This window comes from Mesorhizobium sp. WSM4310 (genome assembly GCF_007003935.1).
GTDB lineage: Bacteria > Pseudomonadota > Alphaproteobacteria > Rhizobiales > Rhizobiaceae > Mesorhizobium.
In genome coordinates, this window is the sequence record NZ_VFTA01000025.1 from 21,833 (window position 1) to 37,326 (window position 15,494).

Annotated in this window: 17 protein-coding genes; 7 read left to right on the forward strand and 10 right to left on the reverse strand. The window is 62.8% G+C overall.

What is annotated here, in order from left to right:
- Positions 1 to 30 precede the first annotated feature (30 nt).
- On the forward strand, positions 31 to 1,293 hold the full coding sequence (locus FJV80_RS23870) for a DUF763 domain-containing protein (protein WP_095771369.1): 1,263 nt from the start codon (positions 31 to 33) through the stop codon (positions 1,291 to 1,293).
- A 35-nt stretch (positions 1,294 to 1,328) separates the two neighbouring features.
- Here FJV80_RS23870 and FJV80_RS23875 read toward each other — a convergent pair whose 3' ends face one another.
- From FJV80_RS23875 to FJV80_RS23895, 5 genes are all read right to left on the reverse strand, one after another.
- Complete coding sequence (locus tag FJV80_RS23875) at positions 1,329 to 1,772, reverse strand: PPC domain-containing DNA-binding protein (RefSeq protein ID WP_142877578.1); 444 nt, start codon at positions 1,770 to 1,772, stop codon at positions 1,329 to 1,331.
- A gap of 56 nt (positions 1,773 to 1,828) precedes the next feature.
- Positions 1,829 to 2,146, reverse strand: a complete 318-nt coding sequence (locus FJV80_RS23880) for a plasmid stabilization protein (RefSeq protein ID WP_095771368.1) — start codon at positions 2,144 to 2,146, stop codon at positions 1,829 to 1,831.
- 102 nt (positions 2,147 to 2,248) lie between these two features.
- Complete coding sequence (locus tag FJV80_RS23885; RefSeq protein WP_142877579.1) at positions 2,249 to 3,961, reverse strand: HAD-IIB family hydrolase; 1,713 nt, start codon at positions 3,959 to 3,961, stop codon at positions 2,249 to 2,251.
- An 11-nt stretch (positions 3,962 to 3,972) separates the two neighbouring features.
- Positions 3,973 to 4,938: an SDR family oxidoreductase gene (locus tag FJV80_RS23890; RefSeq protein WP_095771469.1), complete on the reverse strand. Its 966-nt coding sequence runs from the start codon at positions 4,936 to 4,938 to the stop codon at positions 3,973 to 3,975.
- Positions 4,939 to 5,019: 81 nt separating this feature from the next.
- Positions 5,020 to 5,220: a KTSC domain-containing protein gene (locus tag FJV80_RS23895; RefSeq protein WP_095771366.1), complete on the reverse strand. Its 201-nt coding sequence runs from the start codon at positions 5,218 to 5,220 to the stop codon at positions 5,020 to 5,022.
- Between the two features lie 138 nt (positions 5,221 to 5,358).
- Between FJV80_RS23895 and FJV80_RS23900 the strand changes: the two genes are divergently transcribed.
- A complete protein-coding gene (locus FJV80_RS23900; RefSeq protein WP_095771365.1) occupies positions 5,359 to 5,973 on the forward strand; it encodes an alpha-ketoglutarate-dependent dioxygenase AlkB in 615 nt (204 codons plus the stop codon).
- A 22-nt stretch (positions 5,974 to 5,995) separates the two neighbouring features.
- Here FJV80_RS23900 and FJV80_RS23905 read toward each other — a convergent pair whose 3' ends face one another.
- Both FJV80_RS23905 and FJV80_RS23910 read right to left on the reverse strand, forming a co-directional pair.
- A complete protein-coding gene (locus tag FJV80_RS23905) occupies positions 5,996 to 6,781 on the reverse strand; it encodes an SDR family oxidoreductase (protein ID WP_142877580.1) in 786 nt (261 codons plus the stop codon).
- Complete coding sequence (locus FJV80_RS23910; protein ID WP_246689039.1) at positions 6,774 to 7,538, reverse strand: FadR/GntR family transcriptional regulator; 765 nt, start codon at positions 7,536 to 7,538, stop codon at positions 6,774 to 6,776. The genes FJV80_RS23905 and FJV80_RS23910 overlap by 8 nt, the downstream gene beginning before the upstream one ends.
- A gap of 158 nt (positions 7,539 to 7,696) precedes the next feature.
- On the opposite strand from FJV80_RS23910, the gene uxuA reads away from it, so the two are divergent.
- Positions 7,697 to 8,881, forward strand: coding sequence for a mannonate dehydratase (gene uxuA / locus FJV80_RS23915; protein ID WP_142877581.1), 1,185 nt, complete (start codon positions 7,697 to 7,699; stop codon positions 8,879 to 8,881).
- 13 nt (positions 8,882 to 8,894) lie between these two features.
- Here uxuA and FJV80_RS23920 read toward each other — a convergent pair whose 3' ends face one another.
- Complete coding sequence (locus tag FJV80_RS23920; RefSeq protein WP_142877582.1) at positions 8,895 to 9,755, reverse strand: sigma-70 family RNA polymerase sigma factor; 861 nt, start codon at positions 9,753 to 9,755, stop codon at positions 8,895 to 8,897.
- Entirely contained in the window at positions 9,755 to 10,231 is a 477-nt protein-coding gene (locus tag FJV80_RS23925) for a carboxymuconolactone decarboxylase family protein (RefSeq protein WP_095771468.1), read from the reverse strand. Before FJV80_RS23925 ends, FJV80_RS23920 begins: the two co-directional genes overlap by 1 nt.
- Positions 10,232 to 10,504: 273 nt before the next feature.
- On the opposite strand from FJV80_RS23925, the gene FJV80_RS23930 reads away from it, so the two are divergent.
- Positions 10,505 to 11,944, forward strand: a complete 1,440-nt coding sequence (locus tag FJV80_RS23930) for an FAD-binding oxidoreductase (RefSeq protein WP_142877583.1) — start codon at positions 10,505 to 10,507, stop codon at positions 11,942 to 11,944.
- Positions 11,945 to 12,068: 124 nt separating this feature from the next.
- Here FJV80_RS23930 and FJV80_RS23935 read toward each other — a convergent pair whose 3' ends face one another.
- Positions 12,069 to 12,272: a hypothetical protein gene (locus FJV80_RS23935; RefSeq protein WP_246689040.1), complete on the reverse strand. Its 204-nt coding sequence runs from the start codon at positions 12,270 to 12,272 to the stop codon at positions 12,069 to 12,071.
- A 522-nt stretch (positions 12,273 to 12,794) separates the two neighbouring features.
- Here FJV80_RS23935 and FJV80_RS23940 point away from each other — a divergent pair.
- The 3 genes from FJV80_RS23940 (at position 12,795) to FJV80_RS23950 (ending at position 15,443) form a co-directional block, all read left to right on the forward strand.
- Positions 12,795 to 13,814: an isopenicillin N synthase family oxygenase gene (locus FJV80_RS23940; RefSeq protein ID WP_142877584.1), complete on the forward strand. Its 1,020-nt coding sequence runs from the start codon at positions 12,795 to 12,797 to the stop codon at positions 13,812 to 13,814.
- A 298-nt stretch (positions 13,815 to 14,112) separates the two neighbouring features.
- Positions 14,113 to 14,802: an SDR family NAD(P)-dependent oxidoreductase gene (locus tag FJV80_RS23945; RefSeq protein WP_142877585.1), complete on the forward strand. Its 690-nt coding sequence runs from the start codon at positions 14,113 to 14,115 to the stop codon at positions 14,800 to 14,802.
- A 389-nt stretch (positions 14,803 to 15,191) separates the two neighbouring features.
- Entirely contained in the window at positions 15,192 to 15,443 is a 252-nt protein-coding gene (locus FJV80_RS23950; protein WP_095771358.1) for a DUF768 domain-containing protein, read from the forward strand.
- The last annotated feature ends 51 nt before the right edge of the window (positions 15,444 to 15,494 follow it).

Here is a 15,494-nt window from a genome sequence, read left to right on the forward strand (position 1 = left end):
ACAAGACAGACATCGGAACAGGCAACGGAATTGGCGCAACGATCGGGCAGTGCTGATCTTCCACTTCACGGCGGTCGCGTACCGAAATGGCTCGGCGACCGCATGACGCGGCTTGGCGCCGTGATGTGCGAGGCGATCATCCATCATTATGGCCGCAACGAGTTGCTGCGGCGTCTGGCGCATCCCTTCTGGTTCCAGTCCTTCGGCGCTGTCATGGGCATGGACTGGCACTCGTCCGGCATCACGACCAGCGTCGTCGGCGCCTTGAAACGCGGTCTGACGCCGCTGTCGGGCGAACTCGGCATTCATGTCTGCGGCGGCCGTGGCGCCCATTCGCGCAAAACTCCGCATGAGCTGGCCGCCATCGGCGAGCGCATCGGCTTCGACGGACAGCGCCTGGCAACCGTCAGCCGGCTTGTCGCCAAGGTCGACAGTGCCGCCGTCCAGGATGGGTTCGACCTCTATCTGCACGGCTTCATCGTCACCGACGACGGCGACTGGGTGGTGGTGCAGCAAGGCATGAACGGCGACAGCAAGGTGGCGCGCCGCTACCATTGGCTGTCCGAAGGTTTGAAGAGTTTCGTCGATCAGCCGCACGCCGCCATCGAGGGCGCCAACCAGGGCGAGATCGTCAACCTGACCGACCGCCGTGCCGAGGCCTCGCGCCAGGGACAGCTGGACCTGCTCCAGGACCTCGGCCCAGACCGCATCCTGCGCGAATTCGCTGCCCTGGATGCCGGTACAGCGGCGGCTCCGGAACAGCCGATGCTGCCGCATCTGATCATGCCGGCTCACCATGATGTGCGCGAAAGCGATATCGTCATGCGCCGCCTGCATGGCAACATGGCCGCTGCCGCCGAACGTGGCCCGGCGGATTTTTCCGAGCTTCTCCTGGTTCCTGGCGTGGGCGCGCGCACGGTGCGCGCGTTGGCGCTGGTCGCCGAAGTGGTGCATGGCGCGCCGTGCCGGTTTTCGGATCCGGGCCGGTTCTCACTCGCCCATGGCGGCAAGGACAGGCACCCGTTCCCGGTTCCGCTCAAGGTTTATGACGAGACGATCGGCGTGCTGAAGTCCGCGGTGCAGAAAGCCAGGCTTGGCCGCGACGAGGAAATCGGCGCGCTGCGGCGGCTCGACGATCAGTCGCGGCAGGTCGAACGATATGTCACCGGCCCCAGCCTGAAGGAAATCGTTGCCGGCGAATTCGACCAGTCGCACCTGCTTGGCGGCCGCAGCGTCTTTGGCTGGGAGCCGCCGCCGGACAAGGCACCGGCGGAGTTGGACAAGAAGGCATGACGGGTGCAGGCTGAACTCCGCAGTCGGGCTCGAAATCAACCGTCCAGGTCGATGAACGCAACGCCCAATTCCGGACGCCTGCTACGGCGCAGGTGGCCGGGCGCCTCCATCAAAGTCACTTCCAGCGTCGGTCGAACCATGGCCTCGAGCAGGTGTCCGCCCCGGGTCGTGCCGTCGCTCAATCCTAACACCGTATGAACGTGGAGACTGGGCTTGCCGTCATCGCCCAGCGCCACATCGCCAATGGCGCTCAGAACTTCGCATTGTTCGTCGATCGGGATTTTGCGGTAGGTCTTCGCATTGGGGTCGAACCAGCCCACGATCGCTCTTTCAAAGGCGCCGATCTCTGTCAGCGAAGCACTGTCGACTGCTTGATCGATCGGGAAGGCGGTCAGCGTGCCGAACGCTTCTTCGCCGGGGTCGAGCACCACGACAAATGTTCGCTGTCCGCCGGCCTCGTTGACGAGCCGCGATTTCATGCCTGTGCCCTCATCATGTTGGTCTTTCAGGACGGACCAAAGGGTGTTTGTCGACGTCAATGGGCATGGTGCTCGGCATTCCGCTTGCGCGTTGCCGCGGCCTTCCTCGCCGATTCCGACCGACTTGCAGCCGGGCGTGCGGCTGACGCCTTGCCGCCGCTCTTGCCGCCCTTGTGTGCTGCCGGGTGGCCGGTGTGCTTGCCGCGCCCGGAGCCGCCTTCCTTCTTGCCGCCGCCATCATCCTTGTTGACCGTGGCCCAGGCGCGGCGTTCGGCCTCCTTCTCGGAGATGCCGCGCTTCTCATAGCCTTCCGCAATGTGGTCGGCTTTGCGCTCCTGCTTGTCGGTGTATTTCGATTTGTCGCCTCGTGGCATGGCCGTATCTCCTGTTGAACAGGGTCTGAACGTGAAGCCGCCGGGTGAGTTCCAACTGACCCCGGAAAAGGTCATGAACAGACAAAGCAGACGCGTTGCGCGCTAGTCTTCCGGTGCCGTGGCGGGAGCCGTGTAGCGGCGGCGCACTGCATCAAGCACACGCTTGCGGCTCTCCTCGGCGGAGAGCCTTTTATCGTTCTCCGCCTCGGCGGTTTCGCGCGCCAGATCCTTGTCCCTGATCTGGTTGCGGAACCATTTGGAATAGTCGCCGGCACGCAGGTGGAACTGCCAGGTGCTGTCGTCGATTCCCTCGGCGATCTGAGCGAAAATCATCAGATTGTGGGCCCTGAGGTTCATCGCATCGTCGGGGCCGTGGAAATAGAAACTGCCCGCCTCGTCGAGTTGCCCCTCGGCATATTTGCGGCTGTGCCGCTTGAGGGATTGAAGCGGCTCGATGACCTTGACCATGGCGATCTTCTTGCGTTTCTGCGGTCGCCAGAACAGCACGCGCTCACCCTTGGGCGAGGCCATGTCCTTTGGCGGGTCGATGCCGGTCTCGCTGCAGTAGGCCTTGACAACACCCTTTGCCTTGGGGCCAAGGGCGATGATGGCGGTCACCAGGCGCAGCGCGTCGGTCGAGATCGCTTCGGGATGCACTGTGATGAGCACAGTGCCCGGCAATTCCAGGGACAGGATCGCGCGCGTATCATCACGCCGCTTGGGCAGAAGATGATGAGCTTCGTCGATGACAAGCCAGTGCGGCCTGGCCGTTCGACGTCGAAAACTGCCTAGGCCGGGCAGCAGGTCGGCAAAGAAATCTGGGCGTTCATTGACGCGCAGCGCCAATCCATTGATGACGACATTGCTATCGGCTTTCTCGATGAGGTCCAGCACTTGCGCCTTGGTCGGCGCGCTCGAGCCGTCGCCCAGACGCACGGCGCCTTCGAGGCCGTCATAATCACCTTCGGGGTCGAAGATGCAGAATTGAAACCCGCTCTCGACGAAGCGTTCCGTCAGCGCGGTGGCCAGGGTGGACTTGCCGATGCCGGAGCTGCCGGCGATGAGGATCGTGTCGGTTGGCGACAGGTAGATCTCGTCGCCGCCGGCGGAGCCCAGCACGATGCCGTCATGCCGCCTTGGCAGGATGTCGTGATCGCGTTTGATCAGCCTGTCGGCCAGTTCCTCCACGCCTTTCCCGCGTGCGCCACGCGTGACCAGATCCGCTGTGGTCTTGACCGCGGGAATTGCATTGTCGACGGCGACGCTGCAGCCGCAAGCCTTCAGGAAGGCATGGTCGTTCTCGGCGTCGCCGACACCGACCACATTGTGTGGCGACAGCCGGAGATCCTGCAGCGCCGCGGCCAGCCCGGTGGCCTTGTTGATGCCGCTCGGCAGGATCATCACCGCGCCCTTGTTGAAGATGATTTCCAGTTCGAGCCCCATCTTCTTGATGGTTTCGAGCACGGTCGTCTGATGCGGCTCCCAGGTCGCGACGATCGACCGGCCGACGGAAAGCGGCTTGACGCCCTGCTTCTTCAGTCTGGAGACGAATTCGGTTTCCGGCGAAGGTGAGATCACCCGCTCTTCCTCACTGGCCGGCGTGTAGATCAGCGCTCCGTTCTCGGCGACCACCTTGTCGAAAAGGCCGATCTCGGGAAAGACGCGTTTGAGGTCGGGCAGCTCGCGCCCCGTGACGAGCACCAGCTTGCGGCCACTTTTCTTGAACCGCTCCAGCGCGGCAAGGGTCGTCTTCGAGACGATCCCGTCATGCGCCAGCGTGCCGTCGTAATCCGTCGCCAATGCGATGAAATACATTGCATTGGACCTCAGTAGCCGCCGACCACGGGCAATATCTCGCCGGTGATGTAGCTCGAGCAATGTGGCGAGGCGAGAAACACATAGGCCGGTGCGAGTTCCTCCGGCTGCGCCGGCCGCTTCATCGGTGTGTCCGCGCCGAACTTCGAAACGTCACCGGCCTCCTTGTCCGAAGGGTTGAGCGGGGTCCATACCGGACCCGGTGCAACCGCGTTCACCCGGATGCCCTTGCCGAGGAGATTGCCGGAGAGGGCGCGGGTGAAGGCATGGATGCCGCCCTTGGTCATGGAGTAGTCGACCAGCGCCTTCGACCCGTCGATGCCGGTGACCGAACCGGTGTTGATGATGGCCGAGCCCGGCTTCATATGCGGGACGGCTTCCTGTGCCATATGGAAATAGCCGTAGAGGTTGGTCTTCAGCGTCGTGTCGAAATGCTCTTCGGTCAGTTCTGCGAACTCGCTTGAATGAATCTGGAATGCCGCATTGTTGACCAGCACGTCGATGCGGCCGAATGCCTTGACCGTTTGCGCCACCGCGTTGCGGCATTCGTCGCGTTCGCTGACGTCGGCCTTCACCAGGATACAGCGCCGTCCCTCCGCCTCGACGGCGGACTTTGTCGCCTTGGCATCCCTGTCCTCGGCCAGATAGACGATCGCAATGTCGGCGCCCTCGCGGGCGAACAGAACCGACACCGAACGGCCGATGCCGGAATCGCCGCCGGTGATGAGAGCGACCTTGTCTTCGAGCTTTTTCGATCCGAGGTAGAAGGGCGCATCGTAGAGCGGCGCCGGTTCGATCGCCCATTCATCCCCCGGCTTGGGATGATGTTGCTCGGGAAAGGGTGGCTCGGGGTATTTTCGGGCGCCTGCCTGCATGGCGTGTTGGCCCTTGCCGTTGCCTTTCGATTTGTCCCTGGCATCGATGCCACGCTGGATGCGACGCTGCTTGGCGGCTTCGCTGGCTGTCCTGCTCTGCATGGCGCTCTCCTCGGCTTCGAGGAGGAACAACGCGCGTCGGACGAAAAGGTTTGCGCAAAAAAGACGATCATGCCGCCCGCGTCATGCCACACGGCGGTAGCTGTAGTGATCCCTGATGAATTCATTGAAGAAGCGGCCTTTCGAGGCAGCTTTCCTGAAAGCGGCATAGGTTGCCGGGGCAACCTCCGCATAGTCGTAGCGATGGCCGCTCGGCACGAACCAGACGGAGAGGATTCTGGTCGCGGGATCGTATTGTGTGCTTCGGATCGCGGTCGACGGCATGTTGGCTACCTGACTGCTCAGCTAGATAAATCCGCCAGGCGTGGTTCCGGTTCCCAGTCGTCATTCATCGCATCATCCATCAACCGCCGAGGCGCCGCTCGTATTGCCCGGCTGCTCCGCCCTCACCATCTAGGCGGGATGTCACGCCTCAAATCGAAAGCAACCGGCCGGGCCCTGGCATTCCAGCATGACCTCTTTGGTGACGCCGAGGATTTGCCGGAGGGCTTTGCCTATCAGCCCGGATTCATCACGCAGCAGGAAGAGACAGAGCTTGCCCGGCATCTCGAGGGACTGCCGTTCCAGGCGTTCGATTTCCATGGCCATCTGGCAAACCGGCGTGTCGTCGGGTTTGGTCTGCGCTACGATTATGACCGGCGCGAAGTGGTCGAGGCGCTGCCGATCCCAGACTTCCTGCTGCCTGTGCGCGACAAGGTCGCGGCCCTTGCGCGCCGGCCGGTCGAGGCTTTCGCGCAGGTGCTGATCAATGAATACCGGCCTGGCGCCGGTATCGGCTGGCATCGCGACAAGCCGCATTTCGAGGATGTCGCCGGCATCTCGCTGCTGGCGCCCTGCAGTTTCCGGCTGCGGCGAAAGAGCGGTGACGGGTGGGAGCGCCGGACCATCGTCGTCGAGCCAAGATCGGCCTATCTCATGACGGGACCTTCGCGCACGGAGTGGGAGCACAGCATCCCGCCGCTTGCCGAGCATCGCTACTCGATCACCTTGCGGACACTGCGGTCTCGAAACCCCTGAGGCCAAGCCGATCGCCGAGGCTCTACTTGACGCCAATGCCGGCGGTCAGGCCGCCGTCGATCCTGTAATCGGCGCCGGTGCAGAAGCCGGCTTTTGACGAGCACAGGAAAGCGATGAGCTCCGCCACTTCCTCCGGCTCGCCGATGCGGCCAAGCGGATGGGCAGCGCCGAAGCGCTTGTAAGCTTCCTCGACATCGGCGTCGCTGCCGTGGTCGCCACGCGCGGCCTTTTCCAGGATCGGCGTGCGGATCGAGCCGGGGCTGACCGAATTCACCCTTATGCCTGCTGCCGCGTAATCGAGTGCGAGCGAGCGCGTCAACGTGTGGATGGCGCCCTTGGTCGTGGCATAGGCGGCAACGTTCTGCTGACAGGCGAAGCCTTGCACCGAGGCGACGTTGACGATAGCGCCGCCGCCGCGCTTGATCATTTCCGGAATGCCGAAATGGGCGGTCAGGTAGATCGAGCCGACATTGACCGTCATTGCCCGGTTCCAGGTTTCCCAATCGGTCGTCGTCGCGGTCCCGTAGGGATGGACCGCAGCGGAATTGACGATGATGTCGATGCCGCCGAATTTCACGACGCCGGCGACTACCGCGTCGCGAACCTGATCGGAAACGGACACGTCGACCGTTTGCACCAGCGCATCCGCTCCGGCCTTGGCAAGGCTTTCCTGCATGGCGGCATTGGCGGCTCTGTCGATGCCGCAGGCGACGATCGCCGCACCTCCCTGCGCCAGCCGCCTTGCGGTGGCGAGCGCGATGCCGGTCGTGCCGGTGATCAACGCGACCTTGTTTTCAAAGTCAGTCATTGGGCAAATCCTTGGAAGAAGTCGGGCCCGGCATTGCCGGCGAGGTCCGTGCGTTTTCGAGGTCGTCGGGAACGAAGCGCAGCCCGAAATCGAGATGCCGGCTCATCAAATAGCTGTAGGCAATGCGGTCGCGCGAGCGAAGCGCGGCAATAATCTCGCCATGGGCGTGACGTGTTTCTCTCAACACCGGCCGGATCGATTTGCCGACTGTCATGATGTGCAGGATGACCGGCGACAGGAACTGGTAGGTCTGCACCAGCATGCGGTTGCCGGCGAGCTTCATCAGCGCCATGTGGAAATCGAAATCGCGCTGTGCGGCTTCCTGGACATCCTTGCTGGTCTCGATCAGGCCGTTGACCTCGTCCAGGGCGTCGAGTTCGGCGGCGCTGGCATTGAGAATGATGTGGTCGCCGATGCTCACTTCAATGATGCGGCGAAACCCCTGTATGTCGTTAAACGAGGTTCTCGAAATATCCATCTGTGCGGCGAAGAAGTTCTGGATCGCGATATCATGGCGATCGGCTAGCACCGCGCCGACGCGCGGCTTGGGATCGATCAGACCATAGGTGCGAATGGTGCGCAGCGCTTCGCGTATCGTGTTGCGGCTGGCGCCGAACAGTTCGCCAAGCTCGCGTTCGGTGGGCAGGACGTCGCCGACCGACATGGCGCGGTTTCGAATGAGGTCGAGGATCTGTTGCACGGTCTGGTCGACGGCCGAGCTGCTGCCCCCCGCATCTTCCGCCACTTCTTGCTCCAAGGAGTCCCTCCTTGCGATTTGTTGGACCAAGACTAGTGCTTCTCGACTAGAAAATCAATTGACAAGCCGTAAAAAGGCTCGAAGTGCCAGCCAAAAGTGGATTATTGACATGCCGTTGGTCCAACAATATGGTCGTTACCGAACATTGAGGAGGCTTCATGGAACAGTGCTGGCGCTGGTATGGTCCGGATGATCCGGTGACACTGGATCATGTCAGGCAGGCCGGTGCCACCGGCGTGGTTTCGGCGCTTCACCACATCTACGATGGCAGGGCCTGGCCCGAAGCCGATGTGCTCGAGCGCAAACGGATCATCGAGGCCGCCGGCCTCACATGGTCGGTGGTCGAGAGCATCCCGGTCCACAATTCCTTCAAGATCGGCGCGCCGGAACGCGAGCGCTACGCCGGCTACTATCGCGACAGCATCCGCACGCTCGCCAAGGCAGGTATCAAAACGATCTGCTACAATTTCATGCCGGTGGTGGACTGGACGCGCACCGACCTCATGTATCGCCTGCCGACTACCGGCTATGCCTTGCGTTTCGACGCCATCGATTTTGCCGCCTATGACCTTTTCGTGCTGCAGCGCAAGAACGGCGCCGCCAGCTATACGCCGGCGCGGATCGCCGAAGCCGAGAAGCGGCTGAAGGCGTTGACGCCAGAGCAGGTCGATCAGATCGAGCGCAACCTCATCGCCGGTCTGCCGGCAACCGAGCGCAAGTATGACCGCGACAGTTTCCGCGAGGCTTTGACGGAGTATGATGGGATTGGGCCTAAGGAGTTGCGCGACAACCTCGCCTGGTTCCTGCGCGAGATCATTCCGGTCGCCGAAGGGGAGGGGGTGCGCATGTGCATCCATCCCGACGACCCGCCCTTTTCGCTCTATGGCCTGCCGCGCGTCGTTTCGACCGCGCAGGATGCTCGCTTCATCCTCAGCGCCGTCGACAGCCCGGCCAATGGGCTGACCTTCTGCACCGGCTCCTACGGCACGCGCGCCGACAACGACATCGTCGCCATGGTCAAGGAATTCGCCGACCGCATCCATTTCGTCCATCTGCGCAACATCACGATCGAGGAGGACGGGTCGTTCTATGAAGCCGAGCATCTCGAGGGCGGCACCGACATGGCGCATGTCATCCTCGCTCTGATGCAGGAGGAGGCACGCCGTCGCAAGGAGGGCCGTGCCGACTGGCGCATCCCGATGCGGCCGGACCATGGCCACCTGCTCGCCGACGACATCGGCAAGAGGAAGATCAATCCCGGCTACTCGCTGATCGGCCGGCTGAAAGGCCTCGCCGAGTTGCGTGGCATCATGCGTGCGGTCGAGCAGCTCGGGCTGGCGTGACCAGCCAGGCACCTCAATGCAGGTGCCTGAGCTTGTCGGGATTGCGCACGACGTAGATCGCCGCGATCTTCCCATCCTCGATGTCGAGTGCGGTGGTCTGGAATTCGCCATCGGCTTCCAGGGTGACGAACCCCGGCAATCCGTTGATGAAACCGACGCGGACAAGCTTCGAGCCATGCGTGCGCAACCAGGCGGCGACCTGTTCATACTGTCTCATGACGGCATCCAAGCCCAGGGCCGGCTGCGTGGCCGCCGGGCGCTTGCCGCCACCGTCGGCATGGGCGATGACATCGGTCGCCAGCATGGCGCCAAGCGCCTTCATGTCGCCGCTGCGCGAGGCCGTGAAGAAGGCCTCGGCGAGCGCCAGGCCGCGTTGCCTTTCTACCGTGAAACGGGGCCGCGCCTCGCGGACATGGCCACGCGCCCGGGCCGCGAGCTGGCGGCAGGCCGCCGGGTCGCGCTCGATGGCGGCCGCGACCTCGTCGAACCCGAGCCCGAACACATCGTGCAGCAGGAAGGCGGCACGCTCGAGCGGAGACAGGCGCTCCAGCACCAGCATCAGCGGCAAGGTTACGTCCTCCACCTCGTCCTCGTCCACAACGGGGTCGGGAAGCCAGGGGCCGACATAGGTCTCGCGTTTGTGCCGCGCGGATTTGAGCTGGTCGAGACACAGCCGCGTCACCGTGCGGCGCAGGAATGCCTCGGGTTCGCGGACGGCACTGCGGTCGGCCTTCATCCAGCGGATGAAGGCCTCCTGCACGGCATCCTCGGCGTCCGACACCGAGCCCAGCATGCGGTAGGCGACACGCATGAGCTTTGGACGCAGCGGGCCGAAGCCCGCCGCGGCGTCGTCGTCGGGCGCTGAGCTAGTCATCAGACCGCGGCCACCCGGGCGGCCTTCACGGCAGCCGGGTCGGCATACAGGCCGAAACCGACGGCGATGCGGTTCCAGGCGTTGATGATGTTGATCGTCAAGGTAAGCTTGATCTGCTCCTCCTCCGTGAAATGCGCCTTCAACGCATCATAGGCGCTTGCATGGCTGGTACCTTCCGAGAGCCGGGTCAAGGCCTCGGTCCAGCCGAGTGCGGCGCGTTCGCGGTCGCTGTAGCAGGGCGCTTCACGCCAGGCGGGCAAAAGGTAGATGCGCTGCTCGGTTTCCCCGTTCTCGCGCGCTTCTGTGGCGTGAAGATTGATGCAGTTGGCGCAGCCATTGATCTGCGAGGCACGCAGCTTCACCAGTTCGGTGAGGCTGTGCTCGAGACTGGCGGCGGCGGAGAGCTCGATCGAGGATCGCTGCCAGTTCTTCATCAGCGAAGGGGCGGCGGCAAAGAGGTCGATTTTTGCGGTCATGGTGGGCTTCCTTCTGTTGGTGCCGACCGCATGACGAGGCAGCATCTGCCAGTGTGACATGCCTGCCAGGATTTTTTGTCCGCTATGCATCGTTCCCCTCAGTTGCTCCGGAATGCTTCGCGGCGTCGGCCAAGCGACCTTCGACTGGTCACCGCCCTTGATGCGCGCCAAGCGGCGGCTCACCGTCTGGCGTAACTTGCGCGATGTCTAACATAAGAGCAGAATTGAAGGCGTTTGAAGGAGATCGGCTCATAAGCAAATCGGGAGGAAACCATGAACACCATGAGCCTCACCACGCTTGATCGCGGCAAGACGACAATCGACGCCGCAACCATCGAAACGCTTTCGGCACAATTGCGCGGCACACTGCTTCAGCAGGGGGACGCAGCCTACGACGAGGCCCGCACCATCTGGAATGCCATGGTCGACCGGCGCCCCGGGGTGATCGTATGTTGCGTGGGCGCCTCCGACGTCATCCGTGCCGTAAATTTCGCCAGGGAAAACAGGCTTCTCGTCTCCGTGCGCGGCGGCGGCCACAACATTGCCGGCAGCGCCGTCTGCGATGGCGGCCTGATGATCGATCTGTCGCCGATGAAGTCGGTGCGGGTCGATCCCGCCGCACGGCGGGCATGGGTTGGACCCGGCGCCACGCTCGCCGATGTCGACCGCGAAACGCAGGCCTTTGGGCTGGCGGTGCCGACCGGCATCAATTCGACCACCGGCATATCAGGCCTGACCCTGGGCGGTGGCTTTGGCTGGATCACCCGCAAATTCGGCCTGACAATCGACAATCTTGTCTCTGCCGATGTGGTCACCGCCGACGGCATGTTGCTGCGCGCCAGCCAGACGGAAAATCCGGACCTGTTCTGGGCATTGCGTGGCGGCGGCGGCAATTTCGGCATTGTCACGGCATTCGAGTTTCAGCTCCACCAGATGGGTCCGCAGGTTCTGTCTGGGCTTGTCGTGCATCCTTTCGCCGACGCCGAGAAGGTGCTGGAGGAGTATCGCAACGCGCTCGAAACAGCGCCCGACGAACTGACCTGCTGGGTGGTCATGCGCCAAGCGCCGCCACTGCCCTTCCTGCCGGCCGAGTGGCATGGCAAGGATGTTCTGGTGCTGGCCATGTGCTATTGCGGTGATCTCCAGGCGGGAGAAAAGGCGACGAAGAAGCTTCGCGCCATCGGTTCGCCGATAGCCGATGTCGTCGGCCCCAACCCGTTCGCCGGCTGGCAGCAGGCATTCGACCCATTGCTCGCCCCCGGCGCCCGCAACTACTGGAAGAGCCATGACTTCACCGAGCTCTCCGACAGGGCAGCTGAGGTCGTCACCGAAGCGATACGTGAGCTTCCTGGCCCGGAATGCGAGATATTCATCGGCCATGTCGGCGGTGCGGCGGGCCGTGTGGCGCAGAACGCGACGGCGTTTCCGCAACGCAGCTCGCACTTCGTCATGAATGTTCATGCCCGCTGGCGCGAACCGGCAATGGACAGGGCCTGCATCGGCTGGGCGCGCGGCCTCTATGAGGCGGCCAAGCCCTATGCCGCCGGCACAGCCTATGTGAACTTCATGCCTGAGGACGAGGTCGACCGGGTGGAAGCGGCCTATGGCGGCAATTACCAGCGGCTTCTGGAGATCAAGCAGCTCTATGACCCGCTGAACCTGTTCCGCATGAACCAGAATTTGTGGCCGAGACAAAGCCGGCGGGCCGCCTGAGCCGCCCGCATTGCAGTGACGAAAGCCCGCGCCTCCGCCACAGGCGTGGACTTTCGCATTGCTATGGGTCTGGCTCCTCCGCGGCTCAGTTCACATCGGCTGCCACCGCGTCAGGCGCTGGTCCTCACGAAACCGTCTCCGTCTCATGTGCGGGCAGCGCCGCCGCCAGCCGGTTCGCCCACTCCTCGATGCCGGCCCGGTTCGCCAGCAAATCCTGGCGGATCTCGACGAGGACGGCGGGGATGTCCCGATCGTCGCCATCGACAGGCACGGCGTAGTCGGCGTCGCGGCTGATCACATAGGGCACGTTGGCCGGCCCGAGCCGCATCTCGCGATCTCCTCTTGAGCGATCGGCCCCTCAGGGAACGGGACCAAAGCGATTAACGCCGGTCTGGACAATCGCCCTCGAGACAATAGCTCTCAATTCGACAGGAACGGGTAGCTGAAAGGTGGTTGCCAATAGTGTTTGATATTACGGCGGACTGTTGCCGTGATGTGGCCCAATCAAATCGCCGAATGACAGGCACGATTTCGCCCTTCTGCCTTGTACTTGCGGGCTGAAAGGACGGTGCTATCGAAGCAGCCGCCGAGCGAGGCGGAGCGGCTCCGCTTCGCCTGAATTCCTTCGGACCGCGATCATCATCCGCTTGTCCCTGCGAATGGAAAAATTGTTCGTCACGGCCGCGCCTAAGGGCCGATCGTTCCTTTCCCGGCCATCCGAAGTCGATAAGACTAGCGCGCAATGATGGCGATTAGGGTGGCGCAAAAAGTGCCTGCATGTTTAATCGGCTGGGTTTTTCGGACGGAATTTTCAAACAACATCCGGAAAGCACTGGGAAAGGAGCTTGATATGCCCAGAATAGTGCCTGTGCTCGATCTGAGCCGTCTTGAACAAGGCGCGTCGGAACGCCGGACATTTCTGGCGGATCTTCGTTCCGCGTCGCGCGACATCGGCTTTTTCTATCTGGCCGGGCATGGCATCTCCTGGGCGGAGATCAGCGAGGTGCTCACCGCGTCGCGCCAGTTCTTTGCCTTGCCGGAGGCCGACAAGCTGGCGATCGAGATGGTCAAGTCCTCGCAGTTTCGCGGCTACACCCGCGCCGGCGGCGAACTGACCAAGGGCAGGGAGGACTGGCGCGAGCAACTCGACATCGGCGTCGAACGCCAGGCAATCGCGCAAGGGCCGGGAATTCCCGCCTGGACGCGGCTGCAGGGACCGAACCAGTGGCCCGCGGCGCTGCCGGATCTCAAACCGGCTCTGCTTGCCTGGCAGAGCAAGGTGACGGCCGTGGCGATCCGGCTGCTGAAAGCCTTCGCGCAATCGCTCGATCAGCCCGAGGATGCCTTCGATCCGATCTACAGCAGCGAGCCCAACCATCGCATGAAGATCGTGCGCTACCCCGGCCGTGATGCAACCGATGGCGACCAGGGTGTCGGCGCGCACAAGGATGGTGGCTTCCTGACACTGCTGCTCCAGGATGACAATAAGGGGCTGCAGGTCGATTATGACGGCAGCTGGGTGGATGTGGACCCCATCCCCGGCACGCTCGTCGTCAACATCGGCGAATTGCTCGAACTGGCCTCCAACGGCTATTTGCGCGCGACCGTGCATCGCGTGGTGACGCCGCCCGCCGGCGTCGAGCGCATTTCGGTGCCGTTCTTCTTCAGTGCCAGGCTCGATGCGACGATCCCGCTGCTTGGCCTTTCCGAGGAACTGGCGGCACAGGCGCGCGGGCCGGCCAGCGATCCGGACAATCCGCTGTTTCGCGATGTCGGAACCAATGTGCTGAAAAGCCGGCTACGCTCGCATCCCGACGTCGCTCGGCGCCATTATGCGGATCTGCTCGAAGGGGAAAGCCGGGTTGGCTGACCTTCCTCCGTAAGAAAGGACAGGATTTTCGCCATTTTGCCCGATCTTTGGAAAACAATTCGTCGTATCCGTCCGCGAATCGGTTCAAAAAAGAAAAATCCGTTCGGTGTTTTCCTCCCATTTCGCCGAGCGGTGTTCCCCTCTGAAGGTTATGACCTTCTTTTTGGCCGGGCCGGTTTCGCGCCCGGCCTTTTTCTAGCCACGTTGCGCGTTGCCGTCGCCGCGCTGATCCGGCAAGTTCACCACAGCTCATTCGCCAGCCATCGACCGCGGTCCCGTGGAAAGAAGGAGAGGTTTCATGACATCCAATGTCGCAATTATCGCCGGTGCGGGTTCCGGCTTGAGCGCCTCGCTGGCGCGCCTCCTCGCGAAGGAAGGGTTCAGCGTCGTTCTGGCCGCCCGCAACATTGAGAAGCTTGGTGCCTTGCAGGTCGAGACCGGCGCGCAGGCCGTGGCAACGGATGTTTCCGATGCCGCGTCGGTGGAGCACCTGTTCGATGTCGCCGACAAGGCCGGTCCGCTCTCGCTGGTGATTTTCAACGCCAGCGGACGCGCCCGCGGACCAATAGCCGAACTCGATCCCGAGGCCGTCCGTCAGGCTTTGCTGGTTGGCGCCTATGGCGGGTTCCTGGTTGGCCAGCAGGCGGCTCGCCGGCTCGTCGTGCGAGGATCGGGCTCGATCCTTTTCACCGGCGCGACGGCCAGCGTGAAGGGGTTCGCCGGCTCCGCCGGTTTTGCCATGCCAAAATTCGGCTTGCGCGGGCTGGCGCAGTCCATGGCCCGTGAACTGGCGCCGAAGAATATCCACGTCGCGCATTTCATCATCGATGGCGCCATTGCTTCGGCCGCGTCCGGACAGGAGTCCGGCCCGCAGGATCGCCGGCTGTCCCCGGACGCGATCGCCGAGGCCTATCTCTCCATTCATCGCCAGCACCGCAGCGCCTGGACCTGGGAGATGGAGCTCAGGCCCTGGGTTGAGACCTTCTGAAGGGGCTGGCGAGGTGCGACGTTCCGGGAGTCGACATTGCATGGGGATATCACTATATAGCGGCGGCTTCGACCGGCGCGCCAAGCGCAGCCCTCCGGAGCGACTGTAAAAATGTGTTACGCATTGCGCCATCATTTGTGACGAAAAATCGGCTGGAAAACCGGAAAAGCAAATAGAAACAGTGGCGCGAAGCTGGATTGATCCAGCTCACGGAAGCAACCCTCCAGAATCAGAAATGTGCTTGAATCCTCGATTTCCTTCGGCTCTGTGGACCCTGCACGGCATTGACTTGCCGGCTGGCCGCGACTCGGCTGGAATGGGAGGATGCATCCTTTGCGGGATGCCGACGTTTATGATTACCAACGGCTTTGCCGCCAGGGAACAGCAGTATGAGTGAACACGCGATCGAGTTCTTGCGGGGATGGATCGGCGAAAAGGTCCATTGCCAGTCCCAGGCCAGGATCGACAAGCAGGCTGAGACCTTGGCCAGGGAATGTGCCGCCAAGGCTGCGGAAGTCGGTATTCCCCTGGAAGATATCCAGGAAGAAGTCGGCGACATCCAGGAACTCATTGCCTCCCGGCTCGAGGAGGCCGCCGAGGCCGACGAGGACCAGCATGCGGTCAGCAAGGCCGCGGAATAGATTTTACCCGGAACTCTCTGTTATCTGAATGCGCGGGCCCTTCGGCCCGCG